This is a genomic window from uncultured Parabacteroides sp., from assembly GCF_947855115.1.
Taxonomy (GTDB): domain Bacteria; phylum Bacteroidota; class Bacteroidia; order Bacteroidales; family Tannerellaceae; genus Parabacteroides.
Map to the genome: position 1 here is coordinate 146,472 of NZ_CANTZW010000003.1, position 24,837 is coordinate 171,308.

At 40.0% G+C, this 24,837-nt stretch carries 16 protein-coding genes, 2 tRNA genes and 2 pseudogenes; 5 read left to right on the top strand and 15 right to left on the bottom strand.

The window, feature by feature from the left end; translation table 11 throughout:
- Window positions 1-90: 90 nt before the first annotated feature.
- Window positions 91-423: a helix-turn-helix domain-containing protein gene (locus Q0110_RS03920; protein WP_297902857.1), complete on the top strand. Its 333-nt coding sequence runs from the start codon at window positions 91-93 to the stop codon at window positions 421-423.
- 42 nt (window positions 424-465) lie between these two features.
- On the opposite strand, the pseudogene Q0110_RS03925 reads toward Q0110_RS03920, so the two are convergent.
- The 3 genes and pseudogenes from Q0110_RS03925 to Q0110_RS03935 form a co-directional block, all read right to left on the bottom strand.
- Window positions 466-727 (bottom strand): annotated as a pseudogene (locus Q0110_RS03925) (hypothetical protein); the annotation flags it as partial.
- A 188-nt stretch (window positions 728-915) separates the two neighbouring features.
- Window positions 916-2,127, bottom strand: a pseudogene (locus Q0110_RS03930) (site-specific integrase).
- Window positions 2,128-2,585: 458 nt separating this feature from the next.
- A tRNA-Phe gene (locus Q0110_RS03935) sits at window positions 2,586-2,661 on the bottom strand.
- 202 nt (window positions 2,662-2,863) lie between these two features.
- Between Q0110_RS03935 and Q0110_RS03940 the strand changes: the two genes are divergently transcribed.
- Window positions 2,864-2,937, top strand: a tRNA-Pro gene (locus tag Q0110_RS03940).
- Between the two features lie 1,222 nt (window positions 2,938-4,159).
- On the opposite strand, the gene Q0110_RS03945 is transcribed toward Q0110_RS03940, so the two are convergent.
- A complete protein-coding gene (locus tag Q0110_RS03945) occupies window positions 4,160-6,163 on the bottom strand; it encodes a tetratricopeptide repeat protein (RefSeq protein WP_297902860.1) in 2,004 nt (667 codons plus the stop codon).
- 474 nt (window positions 6,164-6,637) lie between these two features.
- On the opposite strand from Q0110_RS03945, the gene Q0110_RS03950 reads away from it, so the two are divergent.
- Window positions 6,638-6,838: an Arc family DNA-binding protein gene (locus Q0110_RS03950; RefSeq protein WP_297902870.1), complete on the top strand. Its 201-nt coding sequence runs from the start codon at window positions 6,638-6,640 to the stop codon at window positions 6,836-6,838.
- A 32-nt stretch (window positions 6,839-6,870) separates the two neighbouring features.
- On the opposite strand, the gene Q0110_RS03955 is transcribed toward Q0110_RS03950, so the two are convergent.
- The 10 genes from Q0110_RS03955 to Q0110_RS04000 all read right to left on the bottom strand — a co-directional run bounded on the left by Q0110_RS03955 (window position 6,871) and on the right by Q0110_RS04000 (window position 21,177).
- The gene (locus tag Q0110_RS03955) at window positions 6,871-7,908 is read right to left on the bottom strand and encodes an SPOR domain-containing protein (protein WP_297902872.1); all 1,038 of its coding nucleotides are present in this window, start codon (window positions 7,906-7,908) and stop codon (window positions 6,871-6,873) included.
- Window positions 7,909-8,700: 792 nt separating this feature from the next.
- Window positions 8,701-10,059, bottom strand: coding sequence for a sulfatase-like hydrolase/transferase (locus Q0110_RS03960; protein WP_297902876.1), 1,359 nt, complete (start codon window positions 10,057-10,059; stop codon window positions 8,701-8,703).
- A gap of 23 nt (window positions 10,060-10,082) precedes the next feature.
- Window positions 10,083-11,462 (bottom strand): sulfatase, encoded by a 1,380-nt coding sequence (locus Q0110_RS03965; RefSeq protein WP_297902879.1) that lies wholly within the window; start codon window positions 11,460-11,462, stop codon window positions 10,083-10,085.
- A gap of 12 nt (window positions 11,463-11,474) precedes the next feature.
- Entirely contained in the window at window positions 11,475-12,881 is a 1,407-nt protein-coding gene (locus Q0110_RS03970; RefSeq protein ID WP_297902882.1) for a sulfatase, read from the bottom strand.
- A gap of 24 nt (window positions 12,882-12,905) precedes the next feature.
- Window positions 12,906-14,465, bottom strand: a complete 1,560-nt coding sequence (locus tag Q0110_RS03975) for a RagB/SusD family nutrient uptake outer membrane protein (RefSeq protein ID WP_297902885.1) — start codon at window positions 14,463-14,465, stop codon at window positions 12,906-12,908.
- A 4-nt stretch (window positions 14,466-14,469) separates the two neighbouring features.
- Complete coding sequence (locus tag Q0110_RS03980; protein ID WP_366139640.1) at window positions 14,470-17,847, bottom strand: TonB-dependent receptor; 3,378 nt, start codon at window positions 17,845-17,847, stop codon at window positions 14,470-14,472.
- Window positions 17,848-18,061: 214 nt separating this feature from the next.
- Window positions 18,062-19,051 (bottom strand): FecR family protein, encoded by a 990-nt coding sequence (locus Q0110_RS03985; RefSeq protein WP_297902890.1) that lies wholly within the window; start codon window positions 19,049-19,051, stop codon window positions 18,062-18,064.
- A 35-nt stretch (window positions 19,052-19,086) separates the two neighbouring features.
- Window positions 19,087-19,680 carry an RNA polymerase sigma-70 factor gene (locus Q0110_RS03990; protein WP_297902893.1) on the bottom strand — a complete coding sequence of 198 codons (594 nt, stop codon included), beginning with the start codon at window positions 19,678-19,680 and terminating at the stop codon, window positions 19,087-19,089.
- A gap of 9 nt (window positions 19,681-19,689) precedes the next feature.
- Window positions 19,690-20,334 (bottom strand): HD domain-containing protein, encoded by a 645-nt coding sequence (locus Q0110_RS03995; RefSeq protein ID WP_297902896.1) that lies wholly within the window; start codon window positions 20,332-20,334, stop codon window positions 19,690-19,692.
- Between the two features lie 81 nt (window positions 20,335-20,415).
- Window positions 20,416-21,177: a response regulator transcription factor gene (locus Q0110_RS04000; protein WP_297902899.1), complete on the bottom strand. Its 762-nt coding sequence runs from the start codon at window positions 21,175-21,177 to the stop codon at window positions 20,416-20,418.
- A 312-nt stretch (window positions 21,178-21,489) separates the two neighbouring features.
- Here Q0110_RS04000 and Q0110_RS04005 point away from each other — a divergent pair, with 312 nt between their 5' ends.
- Both Q0110_RS04005 and Q0110_RS04010 read left to right on the top strand, forming a co-directional pair.
- Window positions 21,490-22,506 (top strand): alpha/beta hydrolase, encoded by a 1,017-nt coding sequence (locus tag Q0110_RS04005; RefSeq protein WP_297902902.1) that lies wholly within the window; start codon window positions 21,490-21,492, stop codon window positions 22,504-22,506.
- A 78-nt stretch (window positions 22,507-22,584) separates the two neighbouring features.
- On the top strand, window positions 22,585-24,072 hold the full coding sequence (locus Q0110_RS04010; RefSeq protein WP_366139641.1) for a capsule assembly Wzi family protein: 1,488 nt from the start codon (window positions 22,585-22,587) through the stop codon (window positions 24,070-24,072).
- An 11-nt stretch (window positions 24,073-24,083) separates the two neighbouring features.
- On the opposite strand, the gene Q0110_RS04015 is transcribed toward Q0110_RS04010, so the two are convergent.
- The gene (locus Q0110_RS04015; RefSeq protein ID WP_297902914.1) at window positions 24,084-24,821 is read right to left on the bottom strand and encodes a lysophospholipid acyltransferase family protein; all 738 of its coding nucleotides are present in this window, start codon (window positions 24,819-24,821) and stop codon (window positions 24,084-24,086) included.
- Window positions 24,822-24,837: the final 16 nt, after the last annotated feature.

A 24,837-nucleotide genomic window follows, 5' to 3' on the forward strand; every position in this document is an offset into this window, starting at 1 on the left:
ATTACCCTATATTAAAATTTCTATTTTTCAGAACTTTGCTTCATCAATCGATTGACAGGCAAGGATGTATAATCAGAAAATGAAGCAATCATGTATATAGACAATGACGATTTCAACGTATGGATGCAGAAGCTGTATGCCAAACAGGAAGAACCTTGCAAGGATGTACGGGCACTGCACAATGCCGACAGGGTACTGCCCGAAGATGACAACCTGCTGGATAATCAGGGCTTGTGTCTGTTGTTCAAAGTTAGTATCAAGACCCTACAACGTTACCGGGCTATCGGTGCGCTGCCATACTTCACAATCAGCGGAAAAGCGTATTACAAGGCTTCCGATGTCCGGGAGTTTATCAAGGAAAGATTTAGCGTCACCACGCTGCGCCAGTTCGAGAAAGAACACCGCACGAAGAATAAGAAGTGAATTTGAAAGCCGGAGCGGTTCTACTCCGGCTTTACTTTTGGTTTATGGTTTGCCTAACTTGTCGGCTTCCTCCTTTAGCTGCTCGGCTTGTTCGTTAAGTAGCCTTGCACGTTCAACGCTTCTGCTTGTTTCCTGTACGGTATTCAAAGCCTTTCACCGAATCGGTCTGGTTTCGGATAAAAGCGTTATCCCGTTCTCGGCTGAACTTCGTTTCCTGCAAATCAAGGCAGCTGCCGTCTGACTTTCCTTTCATAAGGATATAGCGATATTTTATATCATTGTGCTGTAACCACTGCATCTTTTGACACAACGTACAACTGTTCGTTCTAATGTTATGGTGGAACATACTTTATTAAAGTTTGAAATACCTTCTGGTAATAGTATTGGTATCACATTAAATTTCTTAGAGCATGCATTTCGGGTATCAGGTTTTAAATTATAACTTAAATAGTATGTTAGACTGTTTCAACACACTATCTAAGCTATAAAAGATTATATTAATCGTTTTTCAACTTCTTGCATATCTCTTAAAATGGTTGGGGCTAATACCTTTACATAATGCTATATCATTCTCGTAGAAGAATGCCCCAGCATTTTAACCACGTTCGGCAGTGATACGTTGTTAGCCAGTGCGATGGCTGATGTGAAGCTGTACCGGGCGATGTGCACAGTCAGATTCTTTTTAATGCCGCACAAGTTGGTAATTTCTTCCAAATAACTGTTCATCTGCCGGTTGCAGATAACGGGAAGGCACAGCCCCTTTTTCATGCACACGGGATGGTCTTCGTTTTTCTTTAAAATGGAAAGCGGAACAGGCAACAAGGGAACATTGCTGATGGAAGGTACCCGACATCTGTGCTCCATTTTTACACGTCCTTTCCTCATCCACCAGGCCCCGCTGTTGTCCTGTACGAGGTTGTCTCTCATCTGTGTAGAAACAGCGGTAAAAACGAGTCCCGTGAACGACGCAAAGACAAAAATATCCCGTACCAGCGCAAGCCGTGGAACGGTGAAATGTTTCTCCATGATGGTTTTAAGTTCCTGGTAAGTGAGGAATACGGGATCTGTCTCGTCCTCTCCCATCTTATAGACGTAAAACAGGGCTTTGCGCATCCACTCCTTTGCCAGGGCCATGTTCGTGATCCGTTTGAAACATTTCATGTAACGGACAACTGTGTTTCCGCAAAGGTTGGCTTCCGTTTTCAGGTGCAGGTCAAATGCCGCGATGAAGTCGGAGTTCAATTCGTAAAACGTGATGTCCTCTTTTTCATAAAAGGCTGGGATGGTTTTCTCCTGCTTCTTCATCACATTGATATATCTGTTGATCATAACGGGAGCATAGTCTATGTCTACAGCTTGTTTCATCTTTTCTATTTCTTCCCGCATGGTTCCGAGCAGGGTACGCATTTCCGTGTCTTTCCCGAATACCCGTTTCAAAAGCAGTCTGGGGGTGATCAATGCCTGTTCAAGCATGAGTTTCTTGTGCTTCCGCAAAGCCAATGCGCTCAGTTCCGCAATGTAATTGTTCAGTTCCTTGGTCACCCGGTCTTTTCCTCATCCTTTTGAAGAATCCCACAGTTTGGGAGAAATGCTTCTCCGGATTCTTGCCTCCTCGTATTGTCCGTCAATGGTTATCCGCATGAGGATGGGAGCTTCGCCGTTCTTTAATAGCTTCGTCTTCAGAATGAAGAACAGAATGTTCATTGTTTCATACTCGTTTCCTTTTAGTTGTTGAACACATTTTTAATTCTGTCAACTTGAAAGGTAAGGAAGGGAATCTGTCGGTGTTTTTTTGTGCCTTCAATCCAGAAAACCACCCAAAATCCGGGAAAAACACCGGATTTTTGAAAAGGGAGGAAAGTGTCCTCTACAGAATATCGGGCCATTCCCATAATCCGGTTGTTCTTTCATCCTTTCCATTCTTTTCTTCTACATTCAAGCAGGTAGGCAAAAGTAGTCTTTTGTACCTGAAAGATGAATCTGCAAATGATTGAAAATAAGTGAAGTATCAAGCAAATGGTGGCTTTTTTGAGGGGTTTTGAAAAACCACCGAATGGGAAATTTTTAAATTCCTAAATCTGCAAGTTTTTACGTTTTGGGGGAATAAAAAATCCCCTGAAATTGCTGAATTTCAGGGGATTTCAAGAAAAGAACTTTTTGCTTGGTGGTGCCACCAGGAATCGAACCGGGGACACAAGGATTTTCAGTCCTTTGCTCTACCAACTGAGCTATGGCACCATCATATTATATTTGGTCACTGTTTTGATTACGGGTGCAAAGGTAGATATTATTTTTAATTGAGCAAATCTTTTGAGAGAAAAATTCAAAGGAAAGTAAAATATTCATTTTTCTAGAAAAAAAAGCACTTTTCTCTTGCAGATTCAAAAACAATGTATACCTTTGCACCCGTAATCAAAACAGTGACGTAATAATATAAAAACGGGATGTAGCACAGTTGGCTAGCGCGCCACGTTCGGGACGTGGAGGTCGGAAGTTCGAGTCTTCTCATCCCGACTTCTTAAAAAGGTAAGAATCTTAAAAAAAGATCTTACCTTTTTCTTTTTAGTCTTATTGATATTTTTTAAGTACTAAAAGTGGATCGCCTCAAAAGTCATGATACATCCAGAAAAGTGGGTTAATCCAGAAAACTTGTGGATATGTTAAAAACTAAAAACACAGTTTGTATACCTCAAAGATGAAAGGAAGTATTATAGATGCCAATCAATCCCCAAGCCTGTCATAAGCCGACTTCTGTTCAAGACAATGATAATGCCCAAATATGATTCTTGTCCATTTTTTATCCCAATCCTTTTCAAAAAATACCAGCCAAATGTACGCTCAACTCTTGCTTAAAATTGTTTACTCCATTTACATATCAGAAAAAACATATTCAAGGCCTCGCCCACTATACCACTGAATCTCATCATTTCCCAAATCTTGTACCATTTATCAGTTGGAAACATGAACCTTGTCAATCGTCTAATAGAAAATTTTTATACATGAGACCTGTCATTGATCATTCTCACATTCGAGAAAAAAGAATATATAGTAAGGCATGTTTCAATTAATCCTATTCCTATATCCGCTGATGAAATCCTTACATCACACAGCGCCTCGCAGATCATCCTCCCACAAAAAATGTAATAAAGCTGATACTTACCACAGTCGCTTCAATTTTCTTCTTTCAAGCAGAGCGACAAACAACAAAAAACGGGACCCTCTAAAGAGTCCCGTACAAAAGATCCTATCTTAACATAGCCTTCGCTTTGGTTAATAAAGTTCATTTTGTTTTCTGTCAACGGTTTTGGTTTTTCTTTTTTCATAGTCTTGACTCCACAAACGTAAGCCTTTATTTTTAAATGCGCAAACTTTTATTGATTTATTTCAAAGAAATGTTATCTTTTAATTTAATCCTATGGATTTGACCATGGATCGGACATGATGAACTGAATGGAATGTTTCGAAAACGGGAGATTTTTGAGACCTCAACTTCAAATACCGCAGACTATTCCCCTCAATGAAAATAACTGTTATAATATAATTGTTTATTGCCATATTCATAGCTTCATGTTGTCCGAGCTATTTTCTGGAGGAACACCAACGATTCGTTCTCACCATAGTTCTCTGTTCGTATAGTTTTTTTGCGATAAGGAGCCCCTTACATAAGGCAGGTTATTTCGAAATAAAATTAGAGTAGAAACTCAGATGGATACTTATAGCAATAAGCGGATTACCATTATATATCTTCTCCATTCCATAAAGCATCCGCTATATCTTGATGCTGTTGAGCTAGCTCATCCTCTCCTATCGCCCGAAAACCTTCTGCCAGATATTTGTGAGAAGCCGCATGCTTGGGCTTGATACTTACCGCTTGCTGAAAATCCAGAATAGCTTCATCGTAATATTTGAGTTTTAACAAGCATTTTCCACGATTATAGCGGGCCTTGAATGATTTTGGGCTTAATTTCACGGCCTTATTCAAACAAATCAGAGCATCATAGTCCTCACCTATATCCAATAAAGTAACCCCTTTTCGTACCCAAACTTCCATATAATCAGGATTCAGACTCAAGGCTTTATTAAAACAACGAATAGCGGCATTCGCATCATGGGCTTTCGTAATACACTCATTACCCATTAAGTAATATTCATGCGCATACTCTTTCTGAGTCTCATGAAGAGAATGCAATTCCTCCCGTAACGCTTTAATTTGTGCCTTTTGGCTATTTAACGTTTGTAATTTCAGACGAAGCAAACGTTGCACCATCGGATTGTCCAATTCATTTCGTTTAGAGACAGCGGCGGCAAAGGCTTCTACCGCTTCTTTCATATTACCTTGCCGGAAATTTTGTGCAGCCTGGCTATATTTCATTTCCGCTTCACTTTCCTTAAGGCTTTTCTCTATTAACGCTTGATTATTGAATATTTGGCTGAACTCTACGATCTCTTTCCGGATAAAGATATCCCGAGAAGAAATCTTGCTTTTCAGTACCAGTCCTTCCAAAGAAGTACATCGGCTCAACGCCACATAAGTTTGTCCTCCGGCAAAAACACCTCCGGTCAAATCAACTACGACCCGACTAAAAGTCAGGCCTTGACTTTTATGTACCGTGATTGCCCAAGCCAAACGAATAGGCAATTGTTCGAACGTACCAACAATCTCTTCCTCAATCCGTTTCTCCTTCTCGTTATATTTGTATTTATAATTCCGCCACGAGGTTGGTTCGACCAAATGTTCCACACCACTTTCTAGCAAGACATAAACATTTCCATTCTCATCAATCCCCGATACCATACCGATCGTTCCGTTTACCCAACGGCGCTCATAATCGTTATCAATAAAAATAACCTGCGCTTGTTCCTTAATAGATAAATTCAATTGGGTAGGTAATGAAGATTCCGGAAAATCCCCCTCAATCTTTCCTACAGAGACATACTCTTCTCCGGGAAGTTCGGCCAATTTCTTCTCATTTATAAAGTCTACCTGATCTCTTCGGGTAGCCAACGTGATATACATATCCTCATTTTGAGGCTCGAAAGAAGGAAAGTAACGGCTATTCAAGGTATCCAGCTCCTGTTTTCTCGCAGCGTTACTACGAATCCGGTCTAATACGTTAATAAATAAAGGATCTGTCTGACGATACACTTTTTGTAACTCAATCGGCACTAAATTGATATCTTTAAACACGTGAGCCGAGAAAAAGAAAGGACTTGCGTAAAATAAACTCAAGATCTCTTTTTGATCCGATGGAACAACAGGTTCCAATTGGAATACGTCTCCCACGAACAATAGCTGTTTCCCGCCAAAAGGTAATCGCATATTACCTGAGTAAACTCTCAAGATACGATCCACACAATCAATAATATCTGCCCTCACCATTGAGATCTCATCAATGATAATCAACTCAACCTCCGCTATAATCTTCCGTTTTTCCTTCGGATACTTGAAAAACTCAAAGATACGACCATGTGACAAACTTAAATCCGGATCATCCGGCAACATCGGCCGGAAGGGAAGTTTAAAAAAAGAATGCAACGTAACACCTCCCGCATTGATGGCAGCGATTCCTGTCGGAGCCAACACCACATACTTTTTCTTCGTATGATTACAAATATACTTCAAAAAAGTAGACTTACCAGTCCCGGCTTTTCCCGTTAGGAAAACAGACTGGCGAGTATGGGTGATCAGTTGCAAAGCATCCTGAAACTCCTTATTATTCGTGTCTAGATGAAAATCCAAATATGTAAATTTAAGATGAGACAAAGCTATGAAAATATTTACAAATCACTCTAATAATATCCCTCAAAATATTTGGCAATCTCCATAAAAATTACTTATTTTGTGATATTAAAATAATATCATATATAAATCATTATGAAATTAAATAATAAAACATTCAAAGTACTGATAATCTTTGGATTCAATATAATATTAGCGCCATCATCATGTTTAGGCTTATATCATTATCCGTAAGACCAAACCGATGCACATATTCACGGTCATAACGAAAGTTAGGATCTGGAAAGTTTATGATTTAGCAGTTGTGAGGTCTTTAAAAAATTTGAGAAAGAATAAAAATCAGTCTAGAGACAAAGGATACTGAAGTTCTGGATGTTTATGTCGATTATTTAACATATGCTCCAGATATCACCAGAATCATACAGCGTACAATATAAGCGGATGTGATTAGAAATTTAATATTAATACTAGTATATGGCCAAAAAAGATAATACTGTCAAAAGTTTCATCCTTAGGGTGGATACTGAAATGATGGAAGCTATCGAAGCTTGGGCTGCGGATGAATTTCGCAGCACCAACGGCCAAATCCAGTACATCCTGGACCAAGCCTTACGAAAGGCAGGACGGTTGAAAAAGAAAAAACTGCCCCGGCCACAAAACGACGACAAGTCATAAAAAAAGCCTGATCAAAAGATCAGGCTTTTTTATTAACGGCTAATAAACAGCCAAGCATTTTTATATTTTTCAATCTTTCGTAATGCCTCAATATAGTTCTCGGCATCAGAGCGATTATTAAACTTATCCGCATAAATACGATATTTACCATCACGAACTACCTTGTTTACATTTTTACATTGCGTGCGGTCTACACTAGATATATACTCATCTGCCTGTTTCTCTGTCGGAAAACTAGCTATCACGATATAATACGTTTTCTCAGCCATTACCGGCTCTACATTCGGAGCAGGAATGACAACTTCTTTTCTCGCCTTCGGAACTGGGGATGCATCTACGATCTTAGCCTCCCTAGGAGTTTCAACCATTAAAGCCATCTCCGAAACTGCTTCATTATCTTGTGGCACATAAACTTCATCCGGTTGAGAAGCTGGTTCCTCAAATCTATAATTTATCATCTCCGTAGGAACAAAGCTTGCTGTATAAGCAGATTGATTCACTTCTTCCACCGGAGTCGAAACTACAAAAAACAATGCGATAGCAGCGGCCGAGACCGCAATAAGCCGGATCAACTCACGATTATCCGGAATATAAAGTTTTCTCTTTTTACCGGTAAGCAGGGTCGCCTCTTTCCGTCTTTCTCTCAACGATTGCAAAACAGGAAAATGGAACGATGATAAACCATACGAATCTGCGTCGAATATCCCTGAGTCTCCCGGTGTAAAAATAGTCTGCCCTTCCTCACCTATAGAAAAAGTTCCAATCCGTCCAAGCATTATCTGCTTATCTTGCTCTAAAGAAGCGTTCAAGACCTCAATATCCTCTTCCAGCATCAATTGAGCTTTCCGGTAATCAACACCGTACACTCGCATATACGACTCGGAAAGTAAACCGTCCGTATGCTGTAATGTGGCATTGAACATGACCTCTTTACGCATCGGACGGAATTGATGCTCTTTTTCCTGATACACAGCCGGTAAGGTTTGCAGCACAAAACCACCAAACTTCGGCAAGATCACACAATCGTGCGTCAGCAATAAACGTTCAATATGTGTTATTATCCTTAACATAGAGACAAAGGTAAATATCTTATATAGAAATAACAAAAAAAGACCATCTTTTCCTCTAAGATATCCTCAAAAAAACATCATTTCAAAGTTTTTCATCACATTCAATATCATAATACCATTCATAGTATCTACTATATTCTTATCTTACTAACAAACGGTTGCGAGTTTCTGATTCTAAATCTTTTTCAAAAATTGGCAAAAAGCTAAAACCATCTTCTGCTTGCCTATCAAGAAGAGGCTATCCCGGTAATTCTGTTAATGTCGAAAGAACATCTTTATATAGCTTGAATAAAAACAGTAAAAACGTTATTTTTTATACTTTGTAGATTCTTTGCCATCCTTATGGCACTGCTGTGCCACCCTTATGTCATAGCCTTGCCACTTAGATGGCATAACTATGCCACAAGAAAAAAAATCATTGGCATAGCATACCATTGATATACAACCACATAATAAGTTTTCCAAATCATTAAAGTCTCCAAGGATAAGCACCGTCTTAACTTACTAAGTATTCTAAATAATAAATTCCTACTCAATTGATAGTTTATATCTAAGATCTCCGCTATCTCATTATGCAACAATTTATTTACATAATAAAGATAAAAATCTTTCGCTGTAGAGAAGAAAGTTTTGTCAAAACCACTATTGAAAGTTTTTTATGCGTCGCTTCCATCGCATTCTGAAAAATACGAGAAAACATCCCATTCAGACACGGTTTCCAAAGTTTTTTAGAAAAACACGTGCATAACGCAAAATACATTATACACGTGTTTTTTGGAATAATATGAAAGATTACTTATATTGTTTGCCTTGCCAAGGAATCATTCCTGTCTGGCGGATATGCTCCATCAAGCCATTGAACAAGTTTTTATAAGTAGCGGAAGAACGTTCCACGATCGGGTTTTGCTCTTTTGGGTCTTCTTTCAGATTAAAGAACTGGATGGGTTCCCAAGGGGTGTTCTGTAAAATCTTATAATCTTTATAACGAGATGCGTAATAAGCTTTACCACCATATTGGAAATTGCCTTCTCTGCGGACCCAATAAACCATCCGATCATCCGTATCTTGCTGCTCACCCCGTAAAAGAGGCAAGATGCTGATACCGTCGATCTCATGCGATACAGGCACGGCTGTCAGATCGCACAATGTCGGAAACATATCCGAAAGCATAACAAAATTATCACATACCGCCGGACGTATCTGGTTTTTCCAATAAATACCTCCAGCTACCCGGATTCCTCCCTCGTACATATCCTGTTTCGCACCTCTGAACGGGCCATTATTCGCTCCGGCATCTGCCTGCCCACCATTATCAGACGTGAAGATAATGATTGTATTCTCCAACTGGCCATTCTTTTCCAAGGCCTCATACACACGTCCGACATTGTAATCCAGATGTTCTATCAAAGCAACAATCTTAGCACGCTTCTCTGGAAGTGACGGTTCACGCTTTTTCACCATTTCCAACCATTCCTTAGGAGGTTGTATCGGAGTATGCGGGGCATTATAAGCTAAATATAAGAAGAAAGGCTCTTGTTTTTGCTTCATATCCGACAGGTAACCGATCGCCCAATCAGAGAAAATTTCTGTAGCATGCCCTTGCGGATCGATCTCTTTCAAATTCTCACGCATATAATTATTCCCGAAACGACGATGGGTATAATAATCATCCATCATATCCCCCAAAAATCCCCGGTAGAAATCGAACCCCCTTTCCGTAGGGGTATTCGGAGACTCCAATCCTAGATTCCATTTTCCAACCATCGCATTATGATAACCTCTTTTCTTCAACATCTGGGGTAATAATACGGCATCTTCCGACAGATACCCCCAACTATCCTCCTTATGCGTACGAATGACTCCCGGTACACCTACCATATCCGGATAGCGCCCAGTTAATAACGAGGCTCTACTAGGAGAGGAAACTGGACAGTTCGCATGGAAATTCGTAAAACGAACTCCCTCATTTAATAATTTATCAATATGTGGAGTTTGAATGTCATTGGCAGCGCCTTGACAAGACAAATCACCATATCCTAAATCATCAACCAAAATCAGCAGGATATTCGGGCTATCCGGCAAAGCCTTTGTTTGTGCGGACACAGTAGAAAAAACTAATCCACAAGCCGCTGTTAGTATATATTTATTCATCAATCTATTTTTTTAATGTTCCATCACATCATATCACATACCGAAGGCTTGATCTTCATTCCTTTCCTATGCTTTTCCCCGGCTTCGATCAGTAATTTCACGATCTCCGGATGCTTATCCGCCTGATTGAATCTTTCTGAGATATCAGTCTCCACATTATACAACAAAGGTTCTGCAGGAGTCTCGATTTTACAGGTACGCAGATATTGATCTTTGATCGTCTTAAAATAATACTTCCACTCACCTTTACGGATCGCCATCAACTCACTTCCCCACCAATAATAAACCTCATCACGGGCAGAATGCTTCTCCTCAAACAATAATCCGGTCTGATTCACGCCATCCAGTACGATATCTTTCGGTTGCTCAATACCTGCCATTGAGAGGAAGGTCGGATATAAATCCATCGAGGTCATGATCTCATCATTGATCGCAGGATTGATTTTTCCCGGCATCCAACAAATAGCCGGAACCCGGAAGCCACCTTCCCACCAAGTACCCTTGCCATCTTTCAACGGACCTGCGGAACCGCCATTCTCATGTTCCGTCAACCAAGGACCGTTATCGCTGGTAAAAATAACAAAAGTATTCTCGTCTAAACCATTCTCACGCAATGCCTTCAACACCTCTCCAACGCTCCAGTCGATTTCCTCAACCACATCTCCGTACAGTCCTCGTTTGCTCGTTCCCTCGAAACGGGCATTCGTATACAATGGAATATGTGGGAAAGTATGAGCGAAATAAAGGAAGAAAGGTTCTTTTGAATGTTCCTTTATGAACGCTACCGCTTTTTCCGTATAGCGACGGGTCAATTCTCCTTGGTCTGGTTCAGACTCGATTTGCTTCCCATCCAATATCAATGGAGTCGGTGGAAAATTCCGGGCATGCGCACCTTTATTCTGAACGGGACTCATATCATTGGAATAAGGTATGCCGAAATAGGTATCAAAACCATGATCCGTAGGTAGATAGGGAGAGAACGCTCCTAAATGCCATTTGCCAACACAGCCAGTCGCATACCCGTTTTGCTGCAAAACCTTGGCGATTGTAACCTCATCTTGCCCTAACCCAGCTTTTGAATTAGGGAAAAGTACGGCTACACGATCTCCATACAATCCATTTCGAACCGGCAGACGTCCGGTCATTAACGCAGCCCGACTTGGCGTAGAAACTCCGGCCCCCACATAAAATTGGGTCAGCTTCATTCCTTCACAAGCCATACGGTCGATATTCGGTGTGCAGATCGTAGGATTCCCATAACAACTCAAATCCCCATATCCCATATCGTCACAGAATATGATTACGAAATTAGGCTTATTGGCCGCATCCGAGGAAGCGTTCAAACTCAAACTATTCGATAATACCGCCGCTGTTAAAACAGATAATGATTTTAGTGTTTTCATATACGTATCTTTTTATTTAAGTAAACGAGGAAAAGGCTCATCGATGATACCGGCAGGACGCTGATTCCGGCCTTCATATCCCCAATCTCCCATATCATCACGAACCTGTTCGATCAATTGATTCATTTTCGCTATCACCTCAGGATGTTTATCGATGACATTTGTTGTTTCCGACAGATCTTCTGCCAAGTTATATAAACGAGCTTCACCGATTTCTGTATCTGGGAAATGAGGACCTTTGATACGCTCCTTCAAAGGCAAATGATATTTCCAATTTTCCCAACGCACCGCTTGTAATTGTTGTTTCTGGTAATAATAAAAAGTCTTCGTAGGCGATACCATAGACCTACCTTCTAAAATTCCAGACACATCATGACCATCTATCACCCGGTCGGAAGGAACCGTGTACCCACAATAATGTGCCAATGTCGGCAAGAAATCCATAGAAGTTACCAAACTATTATTTTCTTGTCCTTCCGGTATTTTTGCGGGCCACCTCATTATGCAGGGTACCCTGAATCCCCCTTCATATGTAGTTCCCTTTTGCCCCCTCAACGGGCGGTTCGTTCCTCCGAAATGTTCATCAGCGCCATTATCGGAGGTAAAGATAACCAATGTATTTTGATCCAGTCCTTCCTCTTTTAAAGTCTCAAGCAAAACACCCATCGACCAATCCAATTCCTCGGTCGCATCTCCGTAAAGTCCGTTTTGAGACTTTCCCTTGAAGGCGGGAGAAGCCGCTAACGGATTATGAGTCATATTATGGCACAAATAGATAAAGAAAGGTGATTCTTTATGAGACTTTATAAACTCCACGGTCTTATTGGTATAACGAATCGTCAAAGAATCATGACCGACGGGAGCCACAATCACCTCTTCCTGTTCCATCAAGGGTAACGGACAGTACGGACGATCCATATCGTTACTATAAGGAATACCATAATAGTAGTCAAAACCCTGCCGTGTAGGAAGAAACGGTAATTGATCTCCTAGGTGCCATTTCCCGATACAAGCCGTCGCATATCCTTGCTCCTTCATCAATTCGGCGATCGTTACCTCTCCGGGATTCAAGCCTTTATGCGAAGCCGGAAATAGCACTTGCCTTCCCTTGGACATCAAAGGTGTAGGGTCCGCATTTACATGCATGGAAACACGTCTTGGATAACATCCTGTCAATAAAGCAGATCTGGAAGGTGTACTCACGCTCGAACCCACATAAAAATCAGTCAGTCGTATTCCCTCTTTAGCCATTTGGTCGATATGGGGAGTACGATGTTTCGTACTCCCATAACAACCTAAATCTCCATATCCGAAATCATCAATAAATACAATGATTACATTCGGTCTTTCTGCCGCCTGAGTAACCACAGTCACTCCGGAAAAGGCTAACACAGATACCAATTTAGATATAAATTTCATTTCAACCTCCTTATTAGTTGAATATTACCAACCTGGATTCTGATCCAAATTCGGATTCAACGAACGTTCACTATCAGGAATAGGTAGTAAATCATAATATTCCAGATAACCATTCGGGAACTTTGTCTCAATCACACTTCCCTCATGATCCTTAATAATCATTGGATAAAGAGTCTTTCCGATTTTCCAACGTTTCACGTCCGACCAATAACGGCCTTCCAGCGCTAACTCTATTCGTCTCTCATGCCTTACTTTCTCACGTGCCTCATCACGACTCATGGATGTCGGTAATAACGAGATCTTAACATCATCTCTTTCCGTACGGATACGATTGAGAATAGCGATTGCATCTGCCACATTTCCGTTTGTCTCTATAATCGCCTCTGCTTTTGACAATAAGACATCCGCATATCTCAATATGATATCATTGATATAAGATTGCCCGGAAGGAGGTAGTTTCGATTCATCCTGAATACGGTACTTACGGGTACTTAAATGTTTCAACCGATTACCAGCATGATTAAACGCACCACCCGGATATAAATAATTAGGAAAACGGTATCCTAAAATATAAGAACCAGGAAGCACCACCGTGAAACCTAAACGAGGATCCCGATTTTCATAAGGATTCTCAGGATCTACCGGAGAACCATCGATAGTCTCATAAGCCGCAACCAAATCATCCGTAGGAACATAACGACTCCCTCTAGTCCAACTCCCGGTACCTGTCCCACAATACTGGTCTATATAAGAACCTTGCGAATTCTCTCCTTCGATATATTGGATATCAAACAAAACTTCTTTATTATTTTCATTATCAGGATCAAACAATCCTTCATAACTATGGAAAAGACCATATTTCTTCAGCGCATCAATTTGTTCGACACAAGCTAAAACCTCCTTGTATTTACCTTGATACAAATAGGCTCTCATTTTCATTCCTAAAGCCGCACCTTTTGTCGCACGACCTGGCTCAGGAGCATCCACTCCCAAACAGGTGACCGCTATCTCATAATCATCTAACGCTTGTTGCCAAGTCTCTTCCAAACTCGCACGCTTCAGACTTCTAGCCTCCTCCGTGGAAATATTCGTCAATATAATAGGTACACCACCATAAGTTTCCGCAAGTACAGAATATGCCAATCCGCGTAAAAAATAAGCTTCTCCGGAATACATGTTTTTAGCCTCTTCCGATAATTCCACAACATCTAGGCAGGTCAATAAATAGTTTGCCCGGGAAATTATCTCATAACACCTTTTCCAACGATACGTAACAACACCTTCATCGCTAGAACTTAATCGCCCAGCACCTAACTTATTAAAAATTTCATCCGTTCCCCAATTAAAAGCATTTGGGGTAGCTCCATCCGTTATACCAAAGCCAAACAAGCCCTGATTATAAATCTCTTTTTCCCGTAACTGGGCATAAATACCATTTAAAAGAAGCTTTATATCCGATTCATTTTCCGGGAAATTCGCTGTCGTAATCTTATCCTCGGGATATAAATCCAAATAATTTTCCATACATCCCGTAAAAGAGACACAGAATATGATTGATAAACAATATGCTAATAGATGTTTCATAATTTTAGAAATTAAGATTTATACCAAATGTAAATATTCTCGGAGTTGGGTAATAACCCGTACCCTCATCAAAAGTATTTCTCTCTGGGTCATATCCTTCGTATCCTTTTTTCCACATAATCGTAAATAAATTCTGGGCATTCGCATATACATACAATCGTTGCACTTTCAACTTTGAGGTAATCCATTCCGGGAACGCATAACCTAATTGTAAGTTTTTCAATTTCAAGAAATCAATCCGATGTACCCAAAACGAGGAATCGTATGTATCCCATGAAGAGTCAAACCGGAGCATCGGTATATTCGAGTCAGGATTCTCTGGGCTCCACGCATCCCGCCACTTTTCCGAAATGGTCAACCATTCATATTGCATACGGGTCATACCACTCTTGGTAAACGCATTCGCCTGTCCCAAACCTTGGAATAAAAGATTTAAGTCAAATCCCTTATAACGCAATCCGGCTGTGATACCGTATGTAATTTTAGGGATTGTATTGCCAAGAACTTGTTTGTCTTGATAATCTAATTTTCCATCGTTATTAACATCCTCGTATTTCAGATTTCCCATTTCCGGTTTCAATCCGTTACTATGCATATGTTGAGCAGCCTCTTCATCCGATTGATAAATACCAACTGCTTTATAACCATACAAAGCTTTATACGGATATCTTTCACGGATCAAATAAAGCTGGTCCGGAGAATTACCCCCCTGAAATTTCGTCACCTTATTATCAATATAAGTAAAGTTCAATCCTACATTAAACCCCAAGCGGTCTCTGCTTGTCTCAAGATTATCATAATTCACAACTAACTCAAAACCATTGTTTTTCATTTCACCAACATTCTCAAATGGCGCAGTCTTATCTCCCAACACGTTTGGTATTGGTAATTGAACGATAATATCAGTCGTCTTTTTATTGAAGTAATCAGCCTCTATATTCAACTTATTACCCAAGAAACCCAAATCCACGCCAATATCCAAGGAAGAAGTAGTCTCCCAAGTGGTATCCTCATCCACTAAGGCGGTTACAGCAGCACCTGGAGCCAATGAGCCACCATAATTATAACTTAAATCATAATCTTGAGTGATAACGGTTAAATAAGGCCAATATCCTTCGATAGTTTGATTTCCCAATTGTCCCCAAGACGCACGTAATTTTAAATTAGAGAACACATTTAGATTTTTAATAAATGCCTCTTCACTTAAACGCCATCCGGCGGAGAAACCAGGAAAAACACCCCAACGATTTCCTCTTTTAAAACGAGATGAAGCATCCGCACGAAGATTCATCTCAAATAAATATTTATCCGCAAAGGCATAATTCAACCGGCCAAAATAAGATGCCATACGTAGGCCTTCCATATTACCTTCACCTTTGATACCTTCCGTTCCTGCATCAACTTGGGTCAATCCTTCTTTCGGAGGATTTGTTCTTCTGGCAAATACATTCTTTATACTATAATTTTCCAATTGGCTACCTAGGATAGCGGCAACATAATGCTTATCCGCAAATCTCTTACTATAATTTAACGTCGCTTGGAAATTATTACGCATCGTCGATACCTGTTCTCTACTCAATACAATACCATCCCTATTATAATTTTTCGGTATAGTCTCTATACCAGAGTCTGTATATCCATAAAGGCTCTCATTATATTTATCGACCATTTTCCAATTGCCATTAGAAGCCCATGTCACTTGTAAGTTCAGATCTTTCGTGAAATCCACGGTCGCAAAAGCGTTAACTGCCATATAGTCATTAGATGTTTTCGTCGCTCCGTTCGATGCGTCGATAACAGGTTGATAGGTCGTATATAATAAAGTTCCATCGTCTTTGATAGCCTCGACTGAACCAAAACGACCATCTCGAGTATACGGGGCGATGAAAGGAGCCGCACCAGACTGTTGCTCGAACACACGAGCCAAATCAAAAGGCTCTTGAGAATTCCTACGAGTATAATTTAAACGAGCGCCAACTTTCAACCAAGAATTCACTTTATATTCCACATTTGCCCGAATTCCAAATCTCTCGGCTTTGGAATTCATCAAAATACCTTCTTGATTCAAATAATTCAACGATAAGAAAGAAGATAGTTTCTCTGAACCTCCACGAATCGATAAATTATGTCCCGTTATTAATGCGTTCCGATAAAGAGAATCATACCAATCCGTATTTGGATATTTATAAGGATCTGTTCCGTTAGCAAAATTAGAGATCAATGTTTCCGAGAAAAGAGGATTTTCTCCTCCATTTACTAAAGCTTGATTAGCCATAGTCATATGCTCTGCGCTATTGGTCACTAAATCAAAATGACGTCCGATCTGCTGCATTCCAACATAAGAGTTTAACTCCACTTGAGTTTTCTCATTATTTTTCCCCATCTTGGTTGTAACCAAAACGACCCCATTAGCAGCTTTTGATCCGTAAATGGCCGCGCTTGCCGCATCTTTCAAAACTGTGATACTCTCTATATCACTTGGATTAACTTGACTGAATACACCTTCCACTCCGTCAATAATCACCAATGGGTCTGAGTTGTTCAGTGTACCCCAGCCACGAATTCTCAATTGGGCCCCATCATCTCCTGGCTTACCAGAATTCTGACTGATCCATACACCGGAAACTTTTCCGGAAAGCGCTTGCGACGCATCCGTAATCGGACGATTCGCCAATTCTTCATCAAATTTAACAGAAGATACAGAACCTGTCAAATTCACTTTCTTCTGGGTTCCATAACCGACAACCACGACCTCCTCTAATGCCTGTGTATCTTCTTTTAACCGTACAGTTAGCGAGGTCTGTCCCGTAGTAGTAGCAGTTGTTGGCATAAAGCCAATATAAGAGAATTGAAGCGTAGCGTTATCTGATACTTCCAGAATAAATTTACCGTCAAAATCCGTTATCGTACCATTTGTAGTACCTTTCTCAACGACATTAGCACCGATGATAGGTTCTCCTTTCGAATCAACGACAATCCCCGTTATTTTCCGTGCCTGCTGAGTAATCGTATTTGTTAAAGGTTTTTCAAATAAATAGATCTTTCCATTTTTAACCTCATAACTTAATGATGTTCCCTCCGTAATCTTATCCAAGACTTTTGTCAATTCAGCATTCGTAAAATTAACACTTACTCTCCGATTTAGATCCACGATTTGCTTGCTATACGCAACACTCAACCCGGTTTGTTTAGTGATAGTAGCTAGAATTTTCTCTACTTTCGCATTGTTCAATACAATAGATACCCGTTGAGCCGAGGCAGTAGCCGTGAAACTCAGTAATGATATGACTAAAAATAGAAAGGTTAACTTCATGGCATTCGGTATTTTCTCAATTAATATTAAAAGGCACCTACGCCGAGGGCTTTCTTGTTTTTCTTTCATATATTTGTAATGATTTATATTATTTGGTATTAGAAATTTATTTTTAATACGACCGACAGCCGAAAAGTGTAGGAGCTTTTCGGCTGTTTTTTTATATTTCCATATTATGAAGAATCCATACGCATATCTATTTTAAGGTTAACACTCGTTTTCCTGTTCTCCTATAAAATAGACACACGACTAAATGAAAAGGATGAGTCGTTGTCGGTATTTTTTATTTTTTCATCCGGACCTCTATCTTACCTTCTTTTTCTTCGAATAGTACAGGTGTGATTTTTTCCAATTCCTTTAATACCGTGGTCAAGTTGACACTATCAGTCGTTATTGTATAAGTATATCGTAAAGCTGTTGAGTCCTTCACGTCAAAGGATATATTATAAGTTCGAGCCAAAGTTTTCATCACATCCGACAAAGGAGCGCTCTTAAATACGAGGACATTACGTCTCCAAGCCGAATAAATCTTGACATCATGAGAACGAAGTACCTCACAACGTCCGGAAGTCTTGTTATAAACAGCTTTTTCTCCCGGGCGTAATTGGTAAGACCTGAAAGATCTTGATTCCAGCTCTATAGATCCAGTTTCTAAGGCTACAAATATGGCTTCTTCCTCTGGATAAGCTTTTACATCGAAGGTCGTACCCAATACTTTTATATCCATATAAGAAAGATCCACGATAAAAGGTCTGTTCTTATTTTTAGCGACCTCAAACCAAGCCTCTCCCTCCAAATAAACCTTACGCTCAGAAAGTCCGAATTTTTTCGGATAACGAATACGGCTTCCTGAATTTAAATGGACCTTGCTTCCATCTTGAAAAAGTACCTGCATACGTTCCCCATTAGGCACATACACCTCATCGTACCCATCATCTGCCAATAAGTCTACTTGTGAGTTGATACGCACGAAAAGGCTGATAATTAAAACTATCGGAATCAAGACCGCAGCCGCATACGCAACAAAACGGCGTATCTTTTGACGGCGAAGTTGGCGCATAATGTCCTGATACATTACGGCTGAGGGTATCGGATGGTCAATCCATTCCTCCTCCTCTCCCACATTAATCGCCTTCTCATCCAAATCAATGCGTTCCGCAAGCCATGCCTGTCCTTCCGGAGTCTTAAACCAACGAACAACTTCGCAAGATTCTTCAGGCGTAGCCTCATTATTCAGCGTTTTCTCTATGATCGACAGATCGGGTATTTTCATATTAATTTCCTTTTATCAATTGACACATAAAGCCATCAATAGGATGAGTTCCACAAATATAAAAGAAATAAAAATAGTCTCTCGAAACGTGTCCGTAGTATTTTTATAGCTTGAGCATAATGTGTTTTTACCGTAGGAACTGAAATATTCATCTTATCAGCAATTTCTTGATTAGATAGGTTCCCTTTCAATTTATACAGACAAACTTGCCGTTTTTGCTCCGGCAAATGATCAATCTCTTGGTAAAAATGAGACATCATATCCTGTTCTTCAATCTTGACAAGCAGCTCATCCTCATACTCTGGCGTTGATTGTACGATCTCATAGTTCTTTTCTACAGCACTGTTATTATTCCTGATCTCATTTAAGACGTGATTTTTTAGCATCGTATAGAGATAATTCCTTAAATTCACATTCACCATCAGCAGGGAACGTGTCTCCCACAATTTTAGAAAAACCTGTTGTACCGCATCTTCCGAGGAATATGTACTTTTCAAATATTTATAGGCCAATACATACAATAATTTATGATACCGTTCATAAATGACAGTAAACGCATCCTCACTTCCCGCCCTCAACGAGGTAAGCAGATCTTCATCATTCCGTATGGATTTCTGAAAAAAAGGCATCCGGGAAGACTATATAATATATGATTCGCTATTCAACAAACGTTCTGCTTCCTTCTTCATGGCATCTGGTATCTGTGTAACTGAGCCTTCACTGATTAGTTGAATAAATTCTGGATATTCTTTACGGTAAACATCTAACATTCGATTCGCAAAGACAAACATTATTGTATATTGGATATTCGCCAGCCGATCGCACATTTTTATGAACGAAGCAAATCTCGTATCTCGTATTCCCTTATAATACAGATTATTTGCTCGTTCTTTCCGGTTTCTTCCCTTTTCATTAGTTAAGGCATATACGATTTCAGGAACCTGTTGTTCTAATTGCAGCCTTACAGCTTCCGGCAAGACAAAATCCTCCCCTCTAAACTCTCTCAGAAATTTCACGATATCGTTATAAGTCATCCTAGCATCCTCTATCGTATCGTGTAGATAAGCAGACGCATACAAAACCAACACGTCACCTTCTGTATCAGACACTAGATATCCGTAGCGAGAGACATACGACGCAGTCATTTTCAAATGAAATCCATAAGGTAACACATCATCATATTTCTGATTTACATTGTCATGTATATGAAAAGCCGCCTTCTCCATACTGTTGATCCAAGGATAATAACGCTTTATCGTGGCGATAAAAGATTGTTTTTCCATTTCTCCTGTTATTATAATTTAGTTAATTACAAACAACCGGACAAATATATCATTTTAATTCAAGATCCTATGGAGTGAGACTCAGATAATATCCAGCTTTTCTCTTAATTGCTTGAAATACCTATGCGAGGCAAACTTAGCCACATCTTCAAAAGGAGGATAAAAAACACACCGTAATGTCTTATTCTCAATAAACATCAAATAACTAAGATTTACGATACAATCTTGACTAATTTGTGAGAATATATTATTAATTGATAGCAATTCTTTTGCCGTAGTACTCATTTTTAACTTATGGGTTTTGCGAGAGGTCAATACGATTTGCCAACAACGTAAGTCCTTCAGGAATTGGAAGATGAAGATCTCCTCACGACGAACCAATAATAAACCGGAAACTGTCTGGATGGCAATTCTATTATCCTTATTTAGTATCTTTCGCAAAGATTTTTCCATACTGAGTATATTTTTAGGCTCAACAGTATGAAAACGTTTTATCATGGTAGCCAATTCCTCAAGAGTATAAGGTTTTAACAAATAATCAAATGCCGAGGCACGCAAGGCATCCAATACATACTTATCATAGGCTGTAAAAAAAATAACACGTAAGTCAGGATGAACATCTTCCCGTATATCATTCAATAATTCAAATCCTGACATATCCGGTAACTCTACATCTAAGAATACTAAATCCGGTTTATACTTAATGATCAGTTTCTTTCCTAACTCCGCAGTCACGGCACTTTCCAATATCTTTATACCCGGGAAAGCAGACAAATCATCTTGTAATTTTTGGATTGACTTTAAATCGTCATCTACGATTATAACCGTTATTTCTCTTCCCATACACTCTTCTATTTTTCAACAAAGAAAAATATTTATCATCAAGTTTAAAAATCAGCAAAGGTTTTTATATGAGGATTTTTGCATATAAAAAGCATTATATATATCTATCCATTCATTTTTCATACTTATTCTACAATTTTTATCAATAGGTTTGGGTAAAACCTTTCGCTTATGGCTTTAATCAGAAGAGCTGAAAGAGACCTAGTTTCCTCTATAAAATTTATTCTATCAGATTTTTTGGAATTTCTAATCCGTAAACCTTATCTTAGTACCCACAGTTATACCAGAGACAACATTATTACATTAATTATCATGTCACAACGAAAAATAAATATTATCACATTTCTTTGCCTCTTCGTACTCACGGCATACGCCCAATACGTTCCCGACATATTAGGAGACGGCTACTTACGCCGTACTTTCCAAATGCCTGACGATTATGAAGGAAAAGTTGTTTGTACGTTGGTAAAAAAGTCTCAACAAGATTATGTTAAACAGGCTGTTTTATATATCCATGGCTATAACGATTATTTTTTTCAAAAACAATTAGGCGATAGTGTCAATGCACATGGGTATAATTTCTACGCGATGGATTTACGGAAATACGGACGTTCGATGTTACCCAACCAAACCCCATTTTTTTGTAAGAGTTTAAAAGAATATTTCGCTGATATCGATACCGCCTTGGCCACTATCCGCTCTGAAGGCAACGAGCGGATATTACTAATGGCTCATTCTACAGGTGGATTGATCACACCTTATTATTTAAATAGTAAAGAAGGAGAATTACCAGTAGACGGTCTTATATTAAACAGCCCTTTCCTAGATTGGAATTTCGGGTGGTTCATGGAGAAAGTAATACTACCAGCCGTAGCGTTTATCGGGAAACTATTTCCAAATCTAACCGTTCAAGGTTTGGGGAATCCGAATTATGCTTATAGCTTGCTCAAACAATATAAAGGAGAATGGGAATTCAACACGAACTGGAAAATGATATTCGGACATCCGAAAAAAGCTGGATGGATCAATGCCATACAAGAAGCACAGCAGACCATACAGGAAGGGTTAAAGTTGGATTGCCCGATATTAGTAATGTCTTCCAGCAAGTCTTTTCCGGAAACAGAGACATGGCATAAGGAGTACATGACCTCTGACATCGTCTTGAATATTCAAGACATTCAAAAATATGGGGAGAAACTAGGAACTAAAGTCACAAGAGATACTATTCCAAACGGTATCCACGACTTAATCCTGTCTCAAAAGCCTTATCGGGACAATATTTATCAAACAATATTCAAATGGCTAAACAAGTTGATGATTGATCAGTAAAAAACAACAATATATTGCCAACAATCAATTATCAACTAATTTTCTTACCTTTGCGACCATACAAAATATTTATCATACATGAAATCAATGCGATCAATTTTTATAGGCCTGTTTTTTCTGGGGATGGCAACGGTTAGTTTCGCTCAAGAAGATGAAAAAACTCCAGAAGCAACCACCTATAAAGCCGAAATATTCGGATCAGTAGCTAGCGGCGACAAGACTCCTTTTTGGATGGTTAGCAATCGATACGGGATTGTCCCTCTGGATGCGAATAATGGATATTTGAATGCGGGAGTATTCCATAATCAAACTCTTGGTAAAGGTTTTCGTTGGGGAGCCGGATTAGATGTAGTAGCCGCAGTACCTCGTCATCACAACTTCTTTATTCAACAAATATATGCCGAGCTTGGTTACAAATGCTTGCTATTGAGTGTTGGAAGTAAGGAGCGCTATAATTCACTGTGGGACCGCTGGCTTAGTTCAGGTGATATCGTACACTCTGCCAACGCACGCCCGATTCCGGAAGTGAATATCAGTATTCCGGAATTTACCATCGTACCCCTAACGAAAGGCTGGATGCAAGTAAAAGGAGATTTCGCTATCGGCCGTTCTTTCGATAAGGATTATCTGGCTAATTTCACGAACAATAAACAAACTTATGTAGATAACGTTTTATGGCACCATAAATCATTATTTGTGCAGATCAAAGATACACGTAATGATTTTCCGTTATCCGGAGTAATCGGTGTGCAACATTGGGCACAATGGGGAGGGACTTCAACCAATCCTAAAATAGGAAAGCAACCTCAGTCTTTCAAGGATCTTATCCGGGTTATTTGTGGTAGTGAAGGAGGCGACAATGCTACAGTCTCCGACCAGATTAACGTACTGGGTAACCATTACGGCTCTTACGATTTCAAATTATCTTTTACGCAACCCAACTGGCAAGTATCTGCCTACTACCAACATTTCTTCGAGGATAAATCCGGCATGATATTCGTAAACAATACTGATGGATTATGGGGAGGACAGTTGGATTTGCCAAAATTTCCATGGTTACGTAAGGTTGTCGTGGAATATCTGGTTACAAGAGACCAAAGCGGACAGTTTCACTTCATTGATTTTGACCACGACTTGCATCCCGGCGTAGGTGGCGGCGGTGACGACTATTATAATAACGGGGAATATACCACCGGAGCCTCCTATTTTAATCGAGCGATAGGATCTCCCTTGATCCCAAGCCCAGAATATAACGAGGACGGTTCATTAGGATTCAAGAACAACCGTGTTCGTGACTGGCATTTCGGTGCGGAAGGTGCAATCTCTCCGCAAGTATCCTATCGGGTATTAGTAACCGTGATGAACAGTTGGGGCAGACACGCCACTCCTTTTCTGAACAAGAAAAGAGGGGCTTCCGGACTTTTGGATATCACCTATCAACATCCTCGTTTATCGGGATGGGAATTTACGGGATCATTAGCCGCAGACGCAGGCTCCATGTTTGGCGATAATTTCGGATTCAGCCTGAAAGTAGCGAAACACGGCATCTTGAAAAACTGGAAATAACATACCCCTAATTATTTATACTCTTCCCACAAGGCAGAAGCAATGACTTCCTGAGTCTGATCAGCGAACGCTTGAAGCCCTTTGTGGGAAGTGTCTATATTCTCGGTAGAAACTGCCGGATGGATCACCATTTCCATCCGATGGCGATGAACATTCAAGGAACCGATCGGCAAGACATCAAACGGCCCGTTTAAAGTGATTGGGATAATAGGTAAATGCTGATCTAGCGCCATTTGATAAGCCCCTTTTTTAAAACGAATCATTCTCCCGGTATATGTGCGCGAACCTTCCGGAAAGACAACCACGGAAGCCCCGTTCCGGAGACAACGCTCTGCCTCTAAAACACTGCGAGCAGCAGCCTTCGGCGTAGAATTATCGACAAAGATAAAACCTGCCGCACGACAAGCGGCCCCTACAAATGGAATTTTAGCGATACCTGCTTTCATCACCCATTTAATCGGAACCCCCAAGAAGCCATATATCAAGAAAATATCGAACGCACCTTGGTGATTGGCAACGAAAACGTATGATTGCCTTCGGTTTATGTGCTCACGTCCTTTTACCGTCACCGGGCAAAGCGCTAAATAACAAGTCAATCGAGACCAGACCATACCCGGATAATAAGCGAAGATTTTCTCTCCACCCAACAAACAACCAATAATAACCGTCACTGCCGTAAGTATAGTCAGCACCAAAAATACAGGTACAAAAAACAGCCATAAATAAACTATGTAAAGTATTCTTCCCATACGCAACTCTATTATA